Source organism: Bacillus sp. AR2-1 (assembly GCF_008368755.1).
Taxonomy (GTDB): domain Bacteria; phylum Bacillota; class Bacilli; order Bacillales; family Bacillaceae_G; genus Bacillus_A; species Bacillus_A wiedmannii.
In genome coordinates this window covers 1-16311 of the sequence record NZ_QORY01000025.1, presented here as the reverse complement: position 1 = coordinate 16311, position 16311 = coordinate 1, and the positions used below count along the sequence as shown (strand labels likewise).

Genomic DNA, 16311 nt, shown 5'->3' with positions numbered 1-16311 from the left:
ACGTCCTTAATAAAAAAAGCATACCATTTACGGTATGCTTTTTTATGAAATTGGATAACGTACAGTAATACAAAACTCTCCTTGATTAACAGTTGTTCCTGTCGTAGTAATTCGGACAGTCGTAAAATATCGTACAGTGAAAGTACCACTACTTTGTGGTTGTACAGTAATTGTATCAACTACTGTAGCACCTACTAAAAAATCAACTGTAATGGGATTCGCGCCTACATCATATTTCACATAACCTGAACCATATACTTCTTGTGTAATATTATTCGTATATACAATTTGAGTACCAGCACCTGTAATAGACCAGTCTGTACATACTTGATCTTGCACAAGTGTTTTATTAGAACAACAAGACAAACCGGAACTTCTCATTCCCATTTTGATCCTCTCCTATTCTGCTATGAAAGTGGATAACGTGTTGTAATACAAAATTCTCCCTGATACGTTCCAGCAGGTGTTGCAGGTAACACAACTTGTATACTATCAAAGCGACGATACGTGAAAGCAATACTCGTTCCTGGGTTTAATGTTTGTGTATCAATTGTAGCCCCAGCAGAATCAAGCGCTTCTACAGTAATTGGACCTGGGCCAACATCATATTTAACAAAACCAGTACCAACTACATTTTGGTTAATATTATTTGTATAAAGAACATTATCAATTGCTGTTGCAACTACAGTAGCAGACCATGGACTACACACTTTATCTTGCACATAATTTTTATCTGGACAACACGTTAATGCCGCCCCTGAGCATTCACAAGACATAGAAGTTTCCCCTCTCTCTTACTTATTCCTTATATGTGTATGTCCCTCAGAGTCTTTTGCCTGTACTATTCATCTATTTTCAAAAAATAAGACAACTCCTGTACTAATGACTAGATAGATTCCGTTCTGTTTCTTTTTTTCATAAATTTATAGATTAAAATACCACCTACAACAATAACTACGACTAGTAATATCGGTAACATATATTGTCCAACAACATCCGCCGCTTTTTCCCAATGCGGACCTAATTTCATCCCAAAATAAATATACAAAGTCGTTAACGGGAACATTGCTACAAATGTATATATACTAAATTTCCATATGTTCATTTTCGCCATTCCACATGGAACAGAAATAAGCGTTCGAACCCCTGGCACAAAGCGTCCAACAAATGCTACAACTGGTCCATATTTCTCAAAGAAATCATCTGCTTTTTGAATTTGTTCTTCTTTAATAAAGAAGTATTTCCCGTACTTTATTAATAGAGGACGACCACCGTAATAACCGAGTGCGTATAACGTTAATGGTCCTGTCGTTCCCCCCAGTGTTCCAGCTAATACAGCTAGCCAAAAATTCATATCCCCCTCGTACACCCAATATCCAACCATGGGCAACACTACTTCTGCTGGAATAAATTCAAACGTTAATGCTAACACAACTCCAAAATAAGAAAACTGCTTTAAAAACTCAATTATATCTAAAATAATTTGCTCCATATTTTTAACTCCTATCCTACGTTTACGTTATGCTTTTCTTGTAATTGAACTGGCGCCATTTTTACAATTCGGTTCAAAATGAATAACACAATTCCAATATCATCTAAAATACCGATAAACGGCAGGAAGTCTGGAATTAAATCAAGCGGCATCGCAACATACCCAACTAAAAAAGCAACAGATAAAATTTTCTTCTTTATTGAAACCTCTTTTGAAGTAAAAAAGTCAAATAGGAATGGAACGAAACGACGGACATGAAATACAACTCTTAATCTACTAATAAGTTTTTTCATTTTTATTTCTCCTCTCTTTGTATACAAAAAGGACCCTACCAAATATGGTAAGGGTCCTAAAAAAGACAATAAGGGGCCTTTACCATTGCTGGTAAAGGTCTCACTAACAACGAAACGTTGCCAATAAAGCCGAGGGTTTCTCCCTGTAATGACGACTTTATTGTAATAAGTTACTCCCCTTTATACACAATTTTATACACTCACATTAAAATATTTCAGAGGGCTTGTCAATATATTTTATATCCCAATCCCTCCTGCTTACCCTTCCGTAAAAAACAAAAAACGTATAGGAAATTTCTTACTATCTCATAATATACATAATCATTTTTGAATGAAAGGAGAGGTTTCATTTGCATACCGTATGGAAAGGTGCACTTTCACTCGGACTATTAAATATAGGAATTAAACTATATAGCGCCGTAGAAGAAACCGATATAAAATTTTTAAGTCTCCATAAAGAATGCTTAACACCTATTAAATATAAAAAATTTGCTCCTGATTGTACGGATGAAGAAATTGATGATAAAGATATTGTAAAAGCCTATGAATATGCACCTCATAAATACATCATTATTGATGAAAAAGAATTAGCTGCGTTGCAAAAAGCTCACGAACCACGATCCATTCGTATTATATCTTTTATCCAAAATAACGAAATCGATTCTGTTCTTTATGACCGTTCTTATTTTATAGGCCCTATCCCAGGACATGAAAAATCATATTTATTATTAAAAGAAGCTCTTGAACGTACAAATAAACTTGGGCTTATTCATATTTCTATTAGAAAAAAACAACATTTAGCTATTATCCGTAACTTTGAAGATGGACTTATGTTACAAACCATCCACTACCCTAATGAAATTCGCGATATAACAAATACACCTAACTTACCAAGTAATGAAAATTACCCTATCCAAAAACAAGAACTCACCGCAGCAATTAATTTAATCTACCACCTTACAAATCCTTTTGAACAAGAAATGTATATAGATGAATATGCAGAAGCCCTTACCGAATTAATCGAGAATAAAATTGAACAACAGGAAAAAACTGAAACAATCTCTCCAGCTCCGAACATCATTAATATTATGGAGACATTACAGGCAAGCATTGAACAAGCAAAAATAAAAAGAGAAAACAAAAAAGAACAAGAGGCCAAATGAAATTGACCTCTTGTTCTTTAAAGCGGATTACATTTCGGCATTTCGAGTCCAGATGATTGAGCTAATTTTAATAAATAATAACATTCCTCTCTTGCCATATGATCTGCCATTCTAGCTGATAGTGCACTTAATACTTCATGCGATAACTCCAGCTCTTCCACTTCATGTAAAAAATGCGAAAATAATTTCAATTCAAGTGAAACATCTTTTGTAAACTTCTTTAATGCTGGAAAATGATGAAGCTCCGTTCGTAAATACCCAGTCATCTCAACTGCCTTTAAGTAAAATTGTTCAAAATGCTTCGTAAATTCTTCGCTTTTCTCTTTTAATCTTTTTTCAACAAGATCTAGCCCACCAGAAATAGAGCCCGCATGACCAGCCGCATCCGTTAACCAAACGAGATGATAATGCAATTCATGAAAAACAGGCGGAACTTCCCCTTTCTTCAAAAACTCTAAAACCGTTATATACTCTTCCACTTCGTTTACCATATGATTAATAAAAGTTGGTGTAAAATGAATAGTAATTTTCCCTTCCAACTGCTTCTGTATAATACTTAATTTAAACGTCCGAATTTCCTTTGCAGCTTGTTCTGCCTCTTTTGAGAATGCCATCAGATTCACATTCCGAACTTTATTTAACAGGTTCGTAAATGTTTCAACAAAGTAAGTAGCTTTTTTTATATCCGCTTTTTCCTTCGGAGCTAATGCATCAAGTAAAAATTGTGCATGATCAGTAAGTACCTTTAGCCAAAATTGATGCTCAAACAACGCACTTTCTTCATAATTTCTCTCCACTAAATCCCCTCCGTTTATTCATCCTTCTCTACCACTTGAAGTTTATATCCATCTGGGTCTTGTACTACAATACTTTTCTCACTTTTGTTTTCTGTATATGCAATTTTATAAAATACTAACCTCTTCTTTACATTCTCTATGTTAGAAATTGAAAACGTTAGAACATCAACTGAGTCCGTAACACTCTTCTCACGCCCGCCCAAGCTGCGATTCATAACAAAACTAATTCTCGTTGAATCGGTATCATACCAAACCCCTGTAATATCTAATTGCGGCCTCTCTGAACTAGGTGTTATTCCTAAAATCCCTTCGTAAAAATACAGAGTTTCCTTTAAGTTCTTTACTTCTAACACAATTAAATTCTTTACATTCTCCACATTCATTCCCCCTGTACTTATTACTTTTTTATATGTGTCATAAATGCTCATTATGTCTGAATACAATACGTAGTAATGAACATTTAAGGAGGTTTATTCGTGAATAAATATATGAGATCATTCGTGCCCTATCATAGTCCTCTCGACCCTTGTCCTCCTATCGGAAAAAAATATTATTCTACTCCTCCTAATTTATTTTTAGGCTTTCAACCGCCAAACTTACCACAATTCACGCCAAAAGAAGCGCTACAAAAAGGGACTTTATGGCCTATTTTTTATGACTATTATGAAAATCCTTATAAAAAAGGGCGGTGACTACTGACGTGACTCAATCGCTACCAGAAGAATACTATCAGCTTTTACTGGAGCTTCAAGAACTGGACTTTGTACTAGTTGAACTCACTCTTTATTTAGATACACATCCAGATGACACCGCTGCGATTAATCAATTTAATGATTTTTCCTATAAACGGCGAGTATTAAAACAAAAGATGGAAGAAAAATACGGGCCACTCCAACAGTTTGGAAACAGCTATTCCAATGCTCCTTGGGAATGGAGCAAAGGTCCTTGGCCATGGCAAATATAAAGGAGAGAAACTATGTGGATTTATGAAAAGAAATTACAATACCCAGTTAAAGTGGGAACTTGCAATCCAGCACTTGCAAAATTATTAATTGAGCAATATGGCGGTGCAGATGGCGAGCTAGCTGCTGCACTACGTTACTTAAATCAACGTTATACAATTCCTGATAAAGTCATTGGCCTACTTACTGATATTGGTACAGAAGAATTTGCTCACCTTGAAATGATTGCTACGATGGTTTATAAACTAACGAAAGATGCAACTCCTGAACAAATGAAAGCCGCTGGACTTGATCCTCATTATGTTGATCATGATAGTGCACTTCATTACCATAATGCTGCTGGTGTTCCCTTTACTGCAACCTATATACAGGCTAAAGGTGATCCAATTGCCGATCTATACGAGGATATCGCAGCTGAAGAAAAAGCACGTGCAACATATCAATGGCTCATTAATTTATCAGATGATCCAGATATAAATGACAGCCTACGCTTCTTACGTGAACGAGAAATTGTCCATTCACAACGTTTCCGAGAAGCAGTTGAAATTTTAAAAGAAGAACGTGATAAAAAAATATTTTTTTAAAACACGTATCCTAGTGATATGTGTTTTTTACGTTAAAAGTTAAATCCTTCCTATTAAAGATATAAATAGTATATTTATTCGATTTAATGTATTATTTTTTAATATTTTCAAAATTCCCTATTGCTTTCTAGTCATCAGACCTTTAAAATAGTAACAGTTACTCGACAAATTATTTGAATTTTCGACAAAAATACTCATTAGGAGGATTTTCTTTATATGCGTACAACTTTAAAGCCAGCGCAAATACTTTCGATTAGTTTATTACTATTCGCAGTTTTCTTCGGTGCTGGTAATATGATTTTTCCGCCCCTTCTCGGTCTTTTTTCCGGAGAAAATATGTGGGTCTCCATTACAGGATTTATTATTACAGACGTCGGTTTATCTTTACTAGCTATCGTCGCTGTTGCCCTTGCCGGTGGTAGTTTTAACACTTTAGCAAGCCGTGTTCATCCAAAATTCGCAGCAATATTCGCTATCATTATTTATCTTTCAATCGGCCCACTATTTGTTATTCCACGAACTGGATCTGTATCTTACGAAATTGGGATTGCACCACTTTTCCCGGACCAATGGTACTCTATGTTAATCTTTAGTGCGATTTTCTTTACAGTCGTTTACTTCTTATCATTAAATCCATCAAAATTAGTAGATCATATTGGAAAAATATTAACGCCAATTTTACTTGGAATTATTGCAATTATGGCAACAAAAGCGATTCTTTCACCAGGAACGTTTACAGAACCTATTGGTGACTATAAAGAAATTCCATTTTTCAAAGGATTTCTTGAAGGATTTTTAACGTTAGATGCAATCGGTGCTCTCGTATTATCAACAATTGTTGTAAATGCAATTCGCCAAAACGGTATACAAGAGAAGAAATCAATTGCGAAATATACAATTATTTGCGGAAGCATTGCAGCTGTATTCTTAACAATTGTTTATTTCTTACTTGGTTATATCGGCGCTTCAAACGGCAACTTGGGACAATTCGAGAACGGTGGTCAACTGTTAGCTACTGTTATGTACCAATTTTTTGGGACAAGCGGTAATGTTTTATTAAGTATCGCCATTATTTTCGCTTGTTTAACGACAGCCATTGGTGTTGTAAGTGCATTCGCCAACTATTTTGCAACAGTATTAACAAACGTTTCTTACAAAAAGCTCGTACTATACGTTTGTATTTTTAGCTTCGTGATTTCAAACTTAGGATTAAGTTTATTAATCAAAATTACATTACCTGTATTAATTATTTTATATCCAATTACAATCATTTTAATTTTCGTATCATTTCTTGATAAATATACGAAACGTAAACCTTCTGTCTACATCGGAGCAATGATCGCAGCATTCATTATTAGCTGTATTCATGCACTGGATAATGTGGGAATGATACCAAGTTTTATCGCTAATATCGTACACACCATTCCTTTTTATAACTTAGGAATTGGTTGGATTATTCCAGCAATCGTTGGTGGTATAATCGGATACTATATTCCTCAAACAGAAGCTGAAGGTGAAGTTTCTACAAAATAAAGAAAAGAAGCAAGCATGAAATCCATGCTTGCTTCTTTTTTATTTTCTATCGCTACATACAATATTTGTGTACGAACGGACCGTTAACGTATAGTAACTAAAGTATATGATTATATACACACCTATACTGCCTAGTAAAGGAAGGCTATATTCAAACATTCCTGTAAAGCCCATCAAACTTAAAAATGCAAAGAATGTATGACATATTGCCAGCAGTAATGGTACTACGAATATCGCCCCCACTTGCTTTCTTACAGACTCTGTTGCTTCCTTTTTCGTTAGTCCAATTTTCTTTAACATTCCGTACGCTGGTCGCTCTGCCATCGCTTCTGTTATTTGTTTAAAGTATAAAATACAACCTGTTGCAAGAATAAAAACAATCCCTAAAAATACGCTAGCAAATAATAATACTGCACCATCTTGCAATTCAGATTGGCTCGCCTCTTCAAATGATTGGAATTTCACTTCTTTAGGAATGATTGTCCCTAGCTCTTTCGTTAGCTCTCTATTACCGTTTCCTTCAACGATAAATCCGCTAACTGTTGAAACATCCTTTCCTTGCTGCAACTTATTAAATAGCGAATCTCGAACAACAAGCCCCACTGGTGCAAGTTTCGCACTAACAACTGTTTCTTCGCGGTGATCAACGATTGTTAAACCACTCTTCATCCCTTCAAAGGACACATTACTTCCTTCAAGCGAATTCTTTTCGATGTTATATGATTTATATGGATCTAATAAAATAACTTCCTTTTCAGAACCGAGAATAACTTGTTTATTGCCTAACATAGAAGCTGATTTATTATAATCTGTCACTTTTATAACTTGTACATTACCATTACCTATTAAATACCCTGTTAATATTTGTTTTCCATCTATCTTCCCTTGCATAGACAGCATAGCTACAGACGTTTCATTTTTAATTGCTAACTCATGCTTTTGAATTTCTTCTCTAACTTTCTTATCTAATCCTTTTCCAGTTGTTACATATTCATAACTAACTGGATTCATTAATGCCGCTGTCTTCTGCGCTCCATAATACATACTAGAACTAATTCCAATCGTACATAATGTTACCGCACTTAATAAAGATAATAGCGCCAGCATCTTTACGTTCCCTTTTATTCTAAAGAACAATGAAGAAATCGATAAAATGTTCGTTCCATTCCAATATTTCGTTTTATCTCCCTTTATTTTATGGAGTGATTTCACTGTATATTGCTCAAATAGTAAAAACGTACCTTTTACAATACAACCAAAAATAAGTAGACCTGTAATGAAAATGGCCCCAAACCCAAAGATTTGTGTAAGTAGCGCAATGATATAACCTGTAATTAATAAAGCAATCGCTCGTTTTGCCTTCTCACTTGCATACGTAGGTGCCTCTTCTTTCTGATTTTCACCATATAGTAATTCAACTAAACGATGCTCATAAATTAACTTTTTACTTTTCCATGATGCAATAAAGAAAATTGCGCCTATCGTTATAAGAACTTCTACTATAGATAAAAATGAAATCGTAAATGTGAACGTAAACGCACTTCCCATTAGCTTCACAAGAAGCCCTGCGCACATATTCGCTATAAATAAACCAGCAAGAATACCTAACACACTTGCCGCACCACCAACTAATAACGTTTCATAAAAGAGTAACTTCGCAATTTCTTCTTTACGGATACCTAATAAACTGTATAGCGCAATTTCTTTTTTCTTCTTTCGCAAAAAGAAGCTATTACAATAAAAAATAAATATCGTTAAAAAGATAATTAACAATATTTGTGCAAACGTAAATGTCGTTTCCACTTTATCCGACTCTTTTAAAAGAGCTACTACACTTTCATTTCGTTTAATCGATACGAATGTAAAATAAATAATAATGCTGCCTACTAATGAAATAAAGTATAGAAAATAATCTTTCATATTTCGTTTTATGCTACGTTTTGATACTTCTAAAAAATCCATCGTACACCTTCACCCGCTCTCGCATTTCTCTATACATGAAGTGTATACGAAATTGTATTTCTCCCCTATCGATTTTCATTACATCTCTCTTACGATATTGTAATATAGCAAAATAAAAGAACCTAGTTTCCTAGGTTCTTCACATCGTATGTTTAAAAGTAAATAACTCTTCTTTTGACTGCACAGCAGATTGTTCCTCTTCTATAGCGTCCTTCTTTATCTCTCCTCCTAACCTTACTTTCATCATCGCCTCTTCTATACTTTTTACAATCATATTTCCTGAAAAAATAGTAAGTCCAAAAAATGTAATGGGAACGAGAGGAATCCATGGATTCACTGTTAATGATCTAAAATAGACTCCAATTAAACCTGACCATTCATGCGTGTATGATTCTATTTCTTCTATCGGTCCTAAAAACTGAACTGTTCCACCAAAGAATATTTCCAGTAATCCTAAGTGCAGTAAAATAGTAAGAGTTTGCGTAAACTGCTGAAAAAATACAAGTATAAACGTCATATAGAGATGCGGGAAAATATGCTTTATAACAATGTGCCTTCTCGATCCACCCAATATGCACGCAGCTTCAATAAATTCTTCGGTTCTCAATTTACGGACTTCCTTCGCAACATACAGTGCAATAACTGGCATCACAAGCATTACAAGTAATAAAACTTGAAACGAAGCTCTTTCAAAAAAGGTTGTTGTTTCCTCTCCACTCCCAAATGCATTTGCAAGGTGAAGAAAAAAATACGCAATCATAACTGTTGGAATAACTGTAAAACTATCAAAAAAAGCCTCGATTTTTGAAAACCCTCTTTTTACATATGTTCCAAGCACAACACCAAAAAACACACCTATCACCATTCTAAGTGCCGCAATTAAAATAGATATACCAATCGTCCACTTCGCACCTTCAATGACTAAATGTAACAGGTCGTATCCTTTCCGGTCTGTCCCAAGTAAAAATTGTAATGAAGGTGAAAACGGTGGCACTTGTGGATTTTCATCCGCATCATATTGCAATGTAACTTGTCTAATATGTCCATCATTCCATATCGTATTTCCGATGCTCAAAAGAACTAATATGAGAAGAAAACCAATGCTTATCCAAAATCTTTTATCGCGTTTTATATACGTCCACATATTATAGTCTCTCCTTCATCGCAGCTGGAATGAGATAATGAAACACTTTAAACAAAATAAAAATCGGAATATAAATAAGCAGCACACTAACGATGAAAACCTCAACCCTAATACTCTCATACGATTTCAAAAAAATAAAAATACCACCCGTATTAAAAATCCATTCTATAATATATAAATTAGATAACATAAAAAAGATATTCGTTTTCGCAAAGAAAAGTGTACTAAGCAACACATTTCGTAAAACATGACGATTTAAAATATGAAAACGATTCAGCCCTTTCGCCTTAGCAAATAGTACATAATCTTTTTCTAGCTCATTTTCAAAACGAAGCACTAACATTTTTACAAACAAAATCGTAGTCGGTATACTCAAACAAAATATCGGCAATCCTCTAATCGATTCGCCTCCGATTGACGCAATTTGAAAAGGTAAAAAACCTGTACTTTTAAAAAACCATACAACTAAAATTTGTGATACTAAAATAAGAAGAATGTCTGGAATAGATTCTAGGAAGATGAGAAATGATTTAATGCGATGCTGTATACGCGGTGAACTACTCATAATGACATAAACAATACAAAATGCTACAAATAATGAAATGAAAAAAGCCGCCAAAAAAATCACAATCGTTTCTTTATAATGGACGAACAACTGCGGAAATAAAAATTTACCTCTCACATATTGAAAATTGGAGATATCCATTAAGTTCACAAACACTTCTTTTAAACTCTGTATGTACTTTGATACATGCAGCTCAAATCCATAAAATAATGTCGGCAATGCTCCTAAACAAATAATACCCAAAATCGAAATAATAAATTGAACCGTCACTTCCATCCCATTCAGAAAAACTTTTTTGACCACGTTTTCCCTTCTCTCTTTATATAATTTACCCTCTAATTTTATTCTTAATTTTCTGAATTTTAAATATTCAAATAAAAAAATCACTAGGTTATGATCCTAGTGATTCTTTATGCGCATGCCCTTCTCTTTTCGCAAACGGCATATACAAAATAAAACATCCAATAAGCGCTGCAAGCTCTAATGAAATAATATAGTAAGGGTGTGGTCCTAACATATCAAGTAATGAAGCAGTTTCTGGCTTACGAGCTAAAAACATATAATTGCCACCTGTTTTGTAGTTCACAAAAGAAACGATTGGAATTATTATGTTTAAAAATATCATCGTACGCTTAATTGATTGCAAGGTCGGTCTATATCCTTCTACCCACGTCATAAAGAGTGGTGCCCAAATGAGTAATACATGTGCAACGAAGAATTCTATAAAGCGAAAATGCGGAAAAGCATATTGCACGTTCGGCGTTAAAATAGCTTGTGATGCACCGATAATCCCTGTAAAAAATACAATCTCATATATGCGGTAACTTTTCGTTACAATCATAATCGATGCTAACAATAAACTAATCGTACATAGCTCAAATGGTAATGAAGTGCCTAGTTCAAAAATCCCCGCTTTCCATTCCCACATATGGAGCCCAATTTCACTCCCAACAAATAAAAATGCAATCGCATATCGAACCGTTATATTCCACTCATTTTGACGCAATAAATCTTGGTATTGATATAGAAAAAATATCCCCACCAACATAATAAATAATATAAGGACATGTTGCCTTGAGTATGGAATAAATGGTTTTAATGGATGCGCACTAAAATAAGCTTCCATCTTGCCTCCTCCTCTCTTTCATACAATATTATTGTTAGAAAGAAACGACGAGTCAATTCATTTGCTCACACTTGGACAAGCTCTACCTTACATTTACATATTCATACCTTACAAAACTGTAAGGTTATTGTAAGCTAAAACGATTTGTCAGATTCTTCACCTCTTCTATACTTAATGTAGATACTAAAACGAACGAAAAGGTGATAAATAGATGAAGAAGAAAAATAAAGTGTTAATTACTAGTGTAGTAGCAATCGGTATTGCAGCTGGATCATATTTTGCATTTGCTGGCGGTAGTTCAGAAGTAGCAATGGCATATAGCGGATATAAAGTAACAGAAAAACAAATTGAAAACGCGCAAAAATTTGGCGGTGAAGTCATTCCAAACGGCATCGAAACAATTTCATTTGATCCAACAAAAGGTACGTATGAATTAGCTGTTAAAAAAGGCGATGAAGTTAAGAAAGGGCAGCTTCTGTTTAAATATAATGACCCTACTGCGAAACAAGGTGTAACGGAAGCAGAAATGCAAAAGAAAATCGCACAAAAAGAAGTAACATTGTTCCAAAAACAAATTGATACAGCGAAACAAAAATTACAAAAAGATAAAAATGCAGGCCTTCCTGCTGAAGCATTAAAAGCATCAGAAATCGAAGTACAACAATTAGAATCACAAATTGAAATGAAAAAGTTTGAAGTTGAAAAATCTGATGAAATGATTAAAGCAGCAAAAGAGAAAGTAAATACACTTTCTGTAACGAGCCCTACTGATGGCGTAATTGATGATATCGTAAAAACTGCTGATGAAAAAACAGGTATGAGCGGCATTACACTTCGCCACGCTGGGCCATTTAAAGTAAAAGGTCAACTTTCTGAATATGAGCTTGCTAGTATGAAAGTCGGGCAAGAAGTAACTGTTTCCTCAAAAACTGTCGCTGGTAAGACTTGGACAGGAAAAGTAACAGAAATCGGTTCTACACCATTAAAGAGCATGGATGAAAACAAAACAGTTTCTAACTATCAATTCACTGTCACATTAGATAATAGTGAAGAATTACAAAACGGCTTCCACGTTTACGTAACAAGTAAATCTGGCGAAGCAACTGGTACGATTGTTCCGAAAAGCAGCATCGTGAAAAAAGGTGACAAAAATATTGTCTTCGTTGTAAAAGACGGTAAAGCGAAAGAACAAGCTGTTACTGTTGAATTCGAGACTGATAGCGAAGCAAAAGTTTCTGGAGTGAAAAAAGGAGAGCAAATTATCTCTAAACCTGAAAAAGACTTAAAAGATGGTATGGAGGTCGTCGCCCGATGATTAACTTAAAAGGCATCACGAAATCTTTCCAAAATGGTGCAGAATCCGTTCAAATATTACACGGCATTGACGTAACACTGAACCAGGGAGAATTCACTTCTATTATGGGACCATCTGGTTCTGGTAAATCAACATTAATGAACATTATCGGCTGCTTAGATAAACCAACGACAGGTGCGTATGAACTAGCTGGTCAAAATATTTCAAACATGTCTGAGACAGAACTTGCACGCGTTCGTAATAAAGAGATTGGGTTCGTATTCCAAAACTTCATGTTATTACCGAGACTTACAGCACTTCAAAATGTAGAGCTACCTCTTATTTACGCTGGAGTCGATAAAAAAGAAAGACGCGAGCGCTCATTAGCCGCTTTAACAAAAGTAGGTTTAGCTGATCGTGCTACTCACCTACCGAACGAATTATCAGGTGGACAAAAACAGCGTGTCGCAGTCGCACGTGCAATCGTAAATAATCCAAAGTTCATTTTAGCCGATGAACCGACAGGAGCACTTGATACGAAAACAAGTACACAAATTATGGATCTCTTTTACGAATTAAACAAACAAGGCTCAACAATCATTATGATTACCCATGATCGTGAAATTGGGGAAGCTGCAGCAAGGCAAATTGTAATTCGTGACGGAAACATCGTCCAAGATTGGAGAGGTTAATTTTGAACACGAGTGAAAATATACGCATGGCCCTTTCCTCTATCTTTGCCCACAAAATGCGTTCCATCTTAACAATGCTAGGAATTATTATCGGTATTAGTGCCATTATTACTATCATTTCAATGGGTGATGGTACAAATGCAAAGTTTAAAGAAGAGCTAGGCCAAGGAAAAGATAATGAAATAACGATTTACTACAACAACCCTGATTATGGAACAGATAGTGCCAAAATCACACCTGATATGCTAAACCGTCTTCAAACCGTACCAGGCATTAAAGATGTGTATCCAGATGTAAGTATGAAAGTAAAAGCATCTGCTGGTTCAAAAGATGTCTCTCTTGATTTAAAAGGTGGAACAGGCGCCTTTATGACAGATTCGAAAATAAAATTAGTTCACGGTCGTGAATTAAACGACAGCGAATTAAACCAGGCAATCCCTGCTGTTATATTAAATGAAGAAGCTTTCAACAAATTATTTAGTGGTTGGGAATCAAATCAATACACAGATATAAAAGGAAAGCCGTATAAAATAGTCGGTGTATACGAAACGAAAAACGAATTTGGAATGGCTATGCCTGAAGGTTACACATCACTGGAAAACGCACCTGTCATTTCAGGAGTAAATGAGTATGACTCTGTAAGATTAACGATGACCTCTCCAACAGAACGTAAAAGTGTAGAAAAACAAGCCGTTTCTGTTTTAAACGAAATGAAAGCTCCGAAATTTGAGCACAAATTCGAAGCACAAGACTTAGGTGAATTTACGAAGCAATTAGACGAATCCATCGGTATGATGAAAATGGTATTCGGTGGTATTGCCGCTATCTCCTTACTTGTTGGTGGTATCGGCGTAATGAACATCATGCTTGTATCTGTAACAGAACGTACACGTGAGATTGGTATTCGTAAAGCACTTGGTGCAACACGTGGTAAAGTATTAACACAATTCTTAATTGAATCTTGTATTTTAACAGGACTCGGTGGTTTTATCGGATTCATGCTCGGTATCTTCTTCGCTTGGATCGTCTCAATCTTTGCCGGATGGCCACTCGTTGTCTCAAAAGAACTTGGACTTCTTGCAGTAGGTATCTCCATGTTAATCGGTATTATATTCGGTTTACTACCGGCTAACAAAGCTGCAAAACTGGATCCAATTGAATGTTTACGATATGAATAAACAAAAGCGTAGGAGTTTACACTCCTACGCTTTTTATTTATCCCGCTTTAATGGGCAGTAAGACCCCCACCTCAAAATTCAGCGAAAGCAAAGAATTTAGGTGGGGGTCGGGCTGCCCATAAAAGCCCGATTGGTTCAACTAATAATCAGTGGGGGAGGAAGAATCCTCCCCACTGATTAAAGTTTCACTTTATCTATTAAATCGTGTTTCTTCTATTATATATGTTTCACGTTATAAACACCTTTCATTATTTTAGCTTACTAAAGCTATTATAGAATCCTATTATTGCAAAAATAATATGTAACAGACTAAAATCAAGGTGTAATTTTTTCCATAACTCGACTTATTTTGTAACAATTATAGCGATATTTTATCGATTTTCACCTCATTTATATTTCTCCACAACCAAAATAGTTATTTTTACATAACTACTTTTCTGTCCTAACAGCAAAACACGCCGTTTTCGTAACGATTACGAAACATTTTCGTAACGTTTAAGAAACATTATTAACCGATTAGAAATTGAAATACTCCTCTTTTTATGTATGGTATGCTCTAACCTCCCCTAACAACTATAAGGAAGCGCTTTTAGGATATTACTGGAATTATTACAGAATATTAATGACCCGTTACGAAACCTTTGTAATTTTATGTTTTCCGCAAATAAGAAAATAATGGTTGCTATAATGAGGTCAACGAAAACAAATGCAATGGAGGCTATTATGAAAAAATTTATGGGTATAGCAACAGCAGCGGTTTTTGGTCTTGGGATTTTCACAACATCTGCTAAAGCAGAAACAATCGTAACGACTGATGTACTAAATGTACGAGAAAACCCAACTACTGAATCAAAAGTTGTAGGAAAATTATTAGATGGATATAAAGTTAACGTTTTACATACAGAAAACGGATGGTCAAAAGTGAAATTAAACAGCGGTAAAGAAGCTTTCATTAGCGCTGACTATACAAAAGACACTTACTACGTAACAGCAAACGTATTAAACGTACGTGCTGGTGCAAACACAGACTCAGAAATTCTTGGTAAATTGAAACAAGATGATGTAATTGAAACAACACACCAAGTACAAAACGACTGGATCCAATTTGAATATAACGGCAAAACAGCTTATGTTCATGTTCCTTACTTAACAGGTAAAGCACCAGTTAAAGTTCAACCAGTAGTTAAAGCTGAAAAAACAACTAAAGTTCAAGATACAGCTAAAGCAGTGGAAGCAACTAAAGCTCGTGAAGTAGCTGAAACGCAAGCTAAAGCTAAGGCGGAGGAAGCGACTAAAGCTCGTGAAGCAGCTGAAGCTCAAGCAGAAGCTAAGGCTCAAGAGGCAGCTAAAGCTCGTGAAGCAGCTAAAGCCGGGGCAGAAGCTAAAGCTCAGGCAGCAGCTGAAGCTCAAGCAGAAGCTAAGGCTCAAGAAGCAGCTAAAGCTCGTGAAGCAGCTAAAGCTCAAGAAGCAGCTGAAGCTCAAGCAGAAGCTAAGGCTCAAGAAGCAGCTAAGGCTCAAGAAGCAGC

19 protein-coding genes are annotated in these 16311 nt (G+C 35.3%); 9 read left to right on the top strand and 10 right to left on the bottom strand.

Annotation, left to right across the window (positions count from 1 at the left end; all coding sequences use genetic code 11):
* Positions 1–42: 42 nt before the first annotated feature.
* From DT250_RS25405 to DT250_RS25390, 4 genes are all read right to left on the bottom strand, one after another.
* A complete protein-coding gene (locus DT250_RS25405) occupies positions 43–387 on the bottom strand; it encodes a DUF3992 domain-containing protein (RefSeq protein WP_000525803.1) in 345 nt (114 codons plus the stop codon).
* A 20-nt stretch (positions 388–407) separates the two neighbouring features.
* The gene (locus DT250_RS25400) at positions 408–776 is read right to left on the bottom strand and encodes a DUF3992 domain-containing protein (protein WP_088062054.1); all 369 of its coding nucleotides are present in this window, start codon (positions 774–776) and stop codon (positions 408–410) included.
* A gap of 110 nt (positions 777–886) precedes the next feature.
* Positions 887–1492 carry a DedA family protein gene (locus tag DT250_RS25395; RefSeq protein WP_061677846.1) on the bottom strand — a complete coding sequence of 202 codons (606 nt, stop codon included), beginning with the start codon at positions 1490–1492 and terminating at the stop codon, positions 887–889.
* A gap of 11 nt (positions 1493–1503) precedes the next feature.
* Positions 1504–1785: a YkvA family protein gene (locus DT250_RS25390; protein WP_000733852.1), complete on the bottom strand. Its 282-nt coding sequence runs from the start codon at positions 1783–1785 to the stop codon at positions 1504–1506.
* Between the two features lie 350 nt (positions 1786–2135).
* Between DT250_RS25390 and ku the strand changes: the two genes are divergently transcribed.
* Positions 2136–2948: a non-homologous end joining protein Ku gene (gene ku, locus DT250_RS25385; protein ID WP_149213886.1), complete on the top strand. Its 813-nt coding sequence runs from the start codon at positions 2136–2138 to the stop codon at positions 2946–2948.
* Positions 2949–2965: 17 nt separating this feature from the next.
* Here the strand turns inward: ku and DT250_RS25380 are convergent, their stop codons facing one another.
* Positions 2966–3745, bottom strand: coding sequence for a DUF2935 domain-containing protein (locus DT250_RS25380; protein WP_088608441.1), 780 nt, complete (start codon positions 3743–3745; stop codon positions 2966–2968).
* A gap of 14 nt (positions 3746–3759) precedes the next feature.
* The gene (locus tag DT250_RS25375; RefSeq protein ID WP_097891327.1) at positions 3760–4173 is read right to left on the bottom strand and encodes a VOC family protein; all 414 of its coding nucleotides are present in this window, start codon (positions 4171–4173) and stop codon (positions 3760–3762) included.
* Between the two features lie 48 nt (positions 4174–4221).
* On the opposite strand from DT250_RS25375, the gene DT250_RS25370 reads away from it, so the two are divergent.
* From DT250_RS25370 to brnQ2, 4 genes are all read left to right on the top strand, one after another.
* Positions 4222–4437 (top strand): spore coat associated protein CotJA, encoded by a 216-nt coding sequence (locus DT250_RS25370; protein WP_046957262.1) that lies wholly within the window; start codon positions 4222–4224, stop codon positions 4435–4437.
* Between the two features lie 8 nt (positions 4438–4445).
* Positions 4446–4709 carry a spore coat protein CotJB gene (locus DT250_RS25365; RefSeq protein WP_000194492.1) on the top strand — a complete coding sequence of 88 codons (264 nt, stop codon included), beginning with the start codon at positions 4446–4448 and terminating at the stop codon, positions 4707–4709.
* 12 nt (positions 4710–4721) lie between these two features.
* Positions 4722–5291, top strand: coding sequence for a spore coat protein CotJC (gene cotJC / locus DT250_RS25360; protein WP_000265275.1), 570 nt, complete (start codon positions 4722–4724; stop codon positions 5289–5291).
* A gap of 216 nt (positions 5292–5507) precedes the next feature.
* The gene (gene brnQ2 / locus DT250_RS25355) at positions 5508–6824 is read left to right on the top strand and encodes a branched-chain amino acid transport system II carrier protein BrnQ2 (RefSeq protein WP_097891329.1); all 1317 of its coding nucleotides are present in this window, start codon (positions 5508–5510) and stop codon (positions 6822–6824) included.
* 39 nt (positions 6825–6863) lie between these two features.
* Here brnQ2 and DT250_RS25350 read toward each other — a convergent pair whose 3' ends face one another.
* The 4 genes from DT250_RS25350 to DT250_RS25335 form a co-directional block, all read right to left on the bottom strand.
* Complete coding sequence (locus tag DT250_RS25350) at positions 6864–8786, bottom strand: FtsX-like permease family protein (RefSeq protein ID WP_088608439.1); 1923 nt, start codon at positions 8784–8786, stop codon at positions 6864–6866.
* A 139-nt stretch (positions 8787–8925) separates the two neighbouring features.
* Complete coding sequence (locus DT250_RS25345; RefSeq protein WP_088608438.1) at positions 8926–9930, bottom strand: ABC transporter permease; 1005 nt, start codon at positions 9928–9930, stop codon at positions 8926–8928.
* A 1-nt stretch (position 9931) separates the two neighbouring features.
* Positions 9932–10798, bottom strand: a complete 867-nt coding sequence (locus tag DT250_RS25340) for an ABC transporter permease subunit (protein WP_142293434.1) — start codon at positions 10796–10798, stop codon at positions 9932–9934.
* Between the two features lie 88 nt (positions 10799–10886).
* The gene (locus DT250_RS25335; RefSeq protein WP_097891333.1) at positions 10887–11621 is read right to left on the bottom strand and encodes a YwaF family protein; all 735 of its coding nucleotides are present in this window, start codon (positions 11619–11621) and stop codon (positions 10887–10889) included.
* Between the two features lie 211 nt (positions 11622–11832).
* Here DT250_RS25335 and DT250_RS25330 point away from each other — a divergent pair, with 211 nt between their 5' ends.
* The 4 genes from DT250_RS25330 to DT250_RS25315 all read left to right on the top strand — a co-directional run.
* Positions 11833–12936, top strand: coding sequence for an efflux RND transporter periplasmic adaptor subunit (locus tag DT250_RS25330; protein WP_097891335.1), 1104 nt, complete (start codon positions 11833–11835; stop codon positions 12934–12936).
* Positions 12933–13607: an ABC transporter ATP-binding protein gene (locus DT250_RS25325; RefSeq protein ID WP_000609098.1), complete on the top strand. Its 675-nt coding sequence runs from the start codon at positions 12933–12935 to the stop codon at positions 13605–13607. Before DT250_RS25330 ends, DT250_RS25325 begins: the two co-directional genes overlap by 4 nt.
* Positions 13608–13609: 2 nt before the next feature.
* Positions 13610–14785, top strand: coding sequence for an ABC transporter permease (locus DT250_RS25320; protein WP_097891337.1), 1176 nt, complete (start codon positions 13610–13612; stop codon positions 14783–14785).
* A 600-nt stretch (positions 14786–15385) separates the two neighbouring features.
* Positions 15386–16311 (top strand): SH3 domain-containing protein (locus DT250_RS25315; protein ID WP_149213906.1); only part of this gene is annotated, 926 nt, incomplete at its 3' end.

What these genes read in the sequence shown, in the direction of transcription:
- DT250_RS25405 (WP_000525803.1), bottom strand. Translation starts at nt 387, where the DNA reads ATGGGAATGAGAAGTTCCGGTTTGTCTTGTTGTTCTAATAAAACACTT.
- DT250_RS25400 (WP_088062054.1), bottom strand. Translation starts at nt 776, where the DNA reads ATGTCTTGTGAATGCTCAGGGGCGGCATTAACGTGTTGTCCAGATAAA.
- DT250_RS25395 (WP_061677846.1), bottom strand. Translation starts at nt 1,492, where the DNA reads ATGGAGCAAATTATTTTAGATATAATTGAGTTTTTAAAGCAGTTTTCT.
- DT250_RS25390 (WP_000733852.1), bottom strand. Translation starts at nt 1,785, where the DNA reads ATGAAAAAACTTATTAGTAGATTAAGAGTTGTATTTCATGTCCGTCGT.
- DT250_RS25375 (WP_097891327.1), bottom strand. Translation starts at nt 4,173, where the DNA reads ATGAGCATTTATGACACATATAAAAAAGTAATAAGTACAGGGGGAATG.
- cotJC (WP_000265275.1), top strand. Translation starts at nt 4,722, where the DNA reads ATGTGGATTTATGAAAAGAAATTACAATACCCAGTTAAAGTGGGAACT.
- brnQ2 (WP_097891329.1), top strand. Translation starts at nt 5,508, where the DNA reads ATGCGTACAACTTTAAAGCCAGCGCAAATACTTTCGATTAGTTTATTA.
- DT250_RS25350 (WP_088608439.1), bottom strand. Translation starts at nt 8,786, where the DNA reads ATGGATTTTTTAGAAGTATCAAAACGTAGCATAAAACGAAATATGAAA.
- DT250_RS25345 (WP_088608438.1), bottom strand. Translation starts at nt 9,930, where the DNA reads ATGTGGACGTATATAAAACGCGATAAAAGATTTTGGATAAGCATTGGT.
- DT250_RS25335 (WP_097891333.1), bottom strand. Translation starts at nt 11,621, where the DNA reads ATGGAAGCTTATTTTAGTGCGCATCCATTAAAACCATTTATTCCATAC.
- DT250_RS25330 (WP_097891335.1), top strand. Translation starts at nt 11,833, where the DNA reads ATGAAGAAGAAAAATAAAGTGTTAATTACTAGTGTAGTAGCAATCGGT.
- DT250_RS25325 (WP_000609098.1), top strand. Translation starts at nt 12,933, where the DNA reads ATGATTAACTTAAAAGGCATCACGAAATCTTTCCAAAATGGTGCAGAA.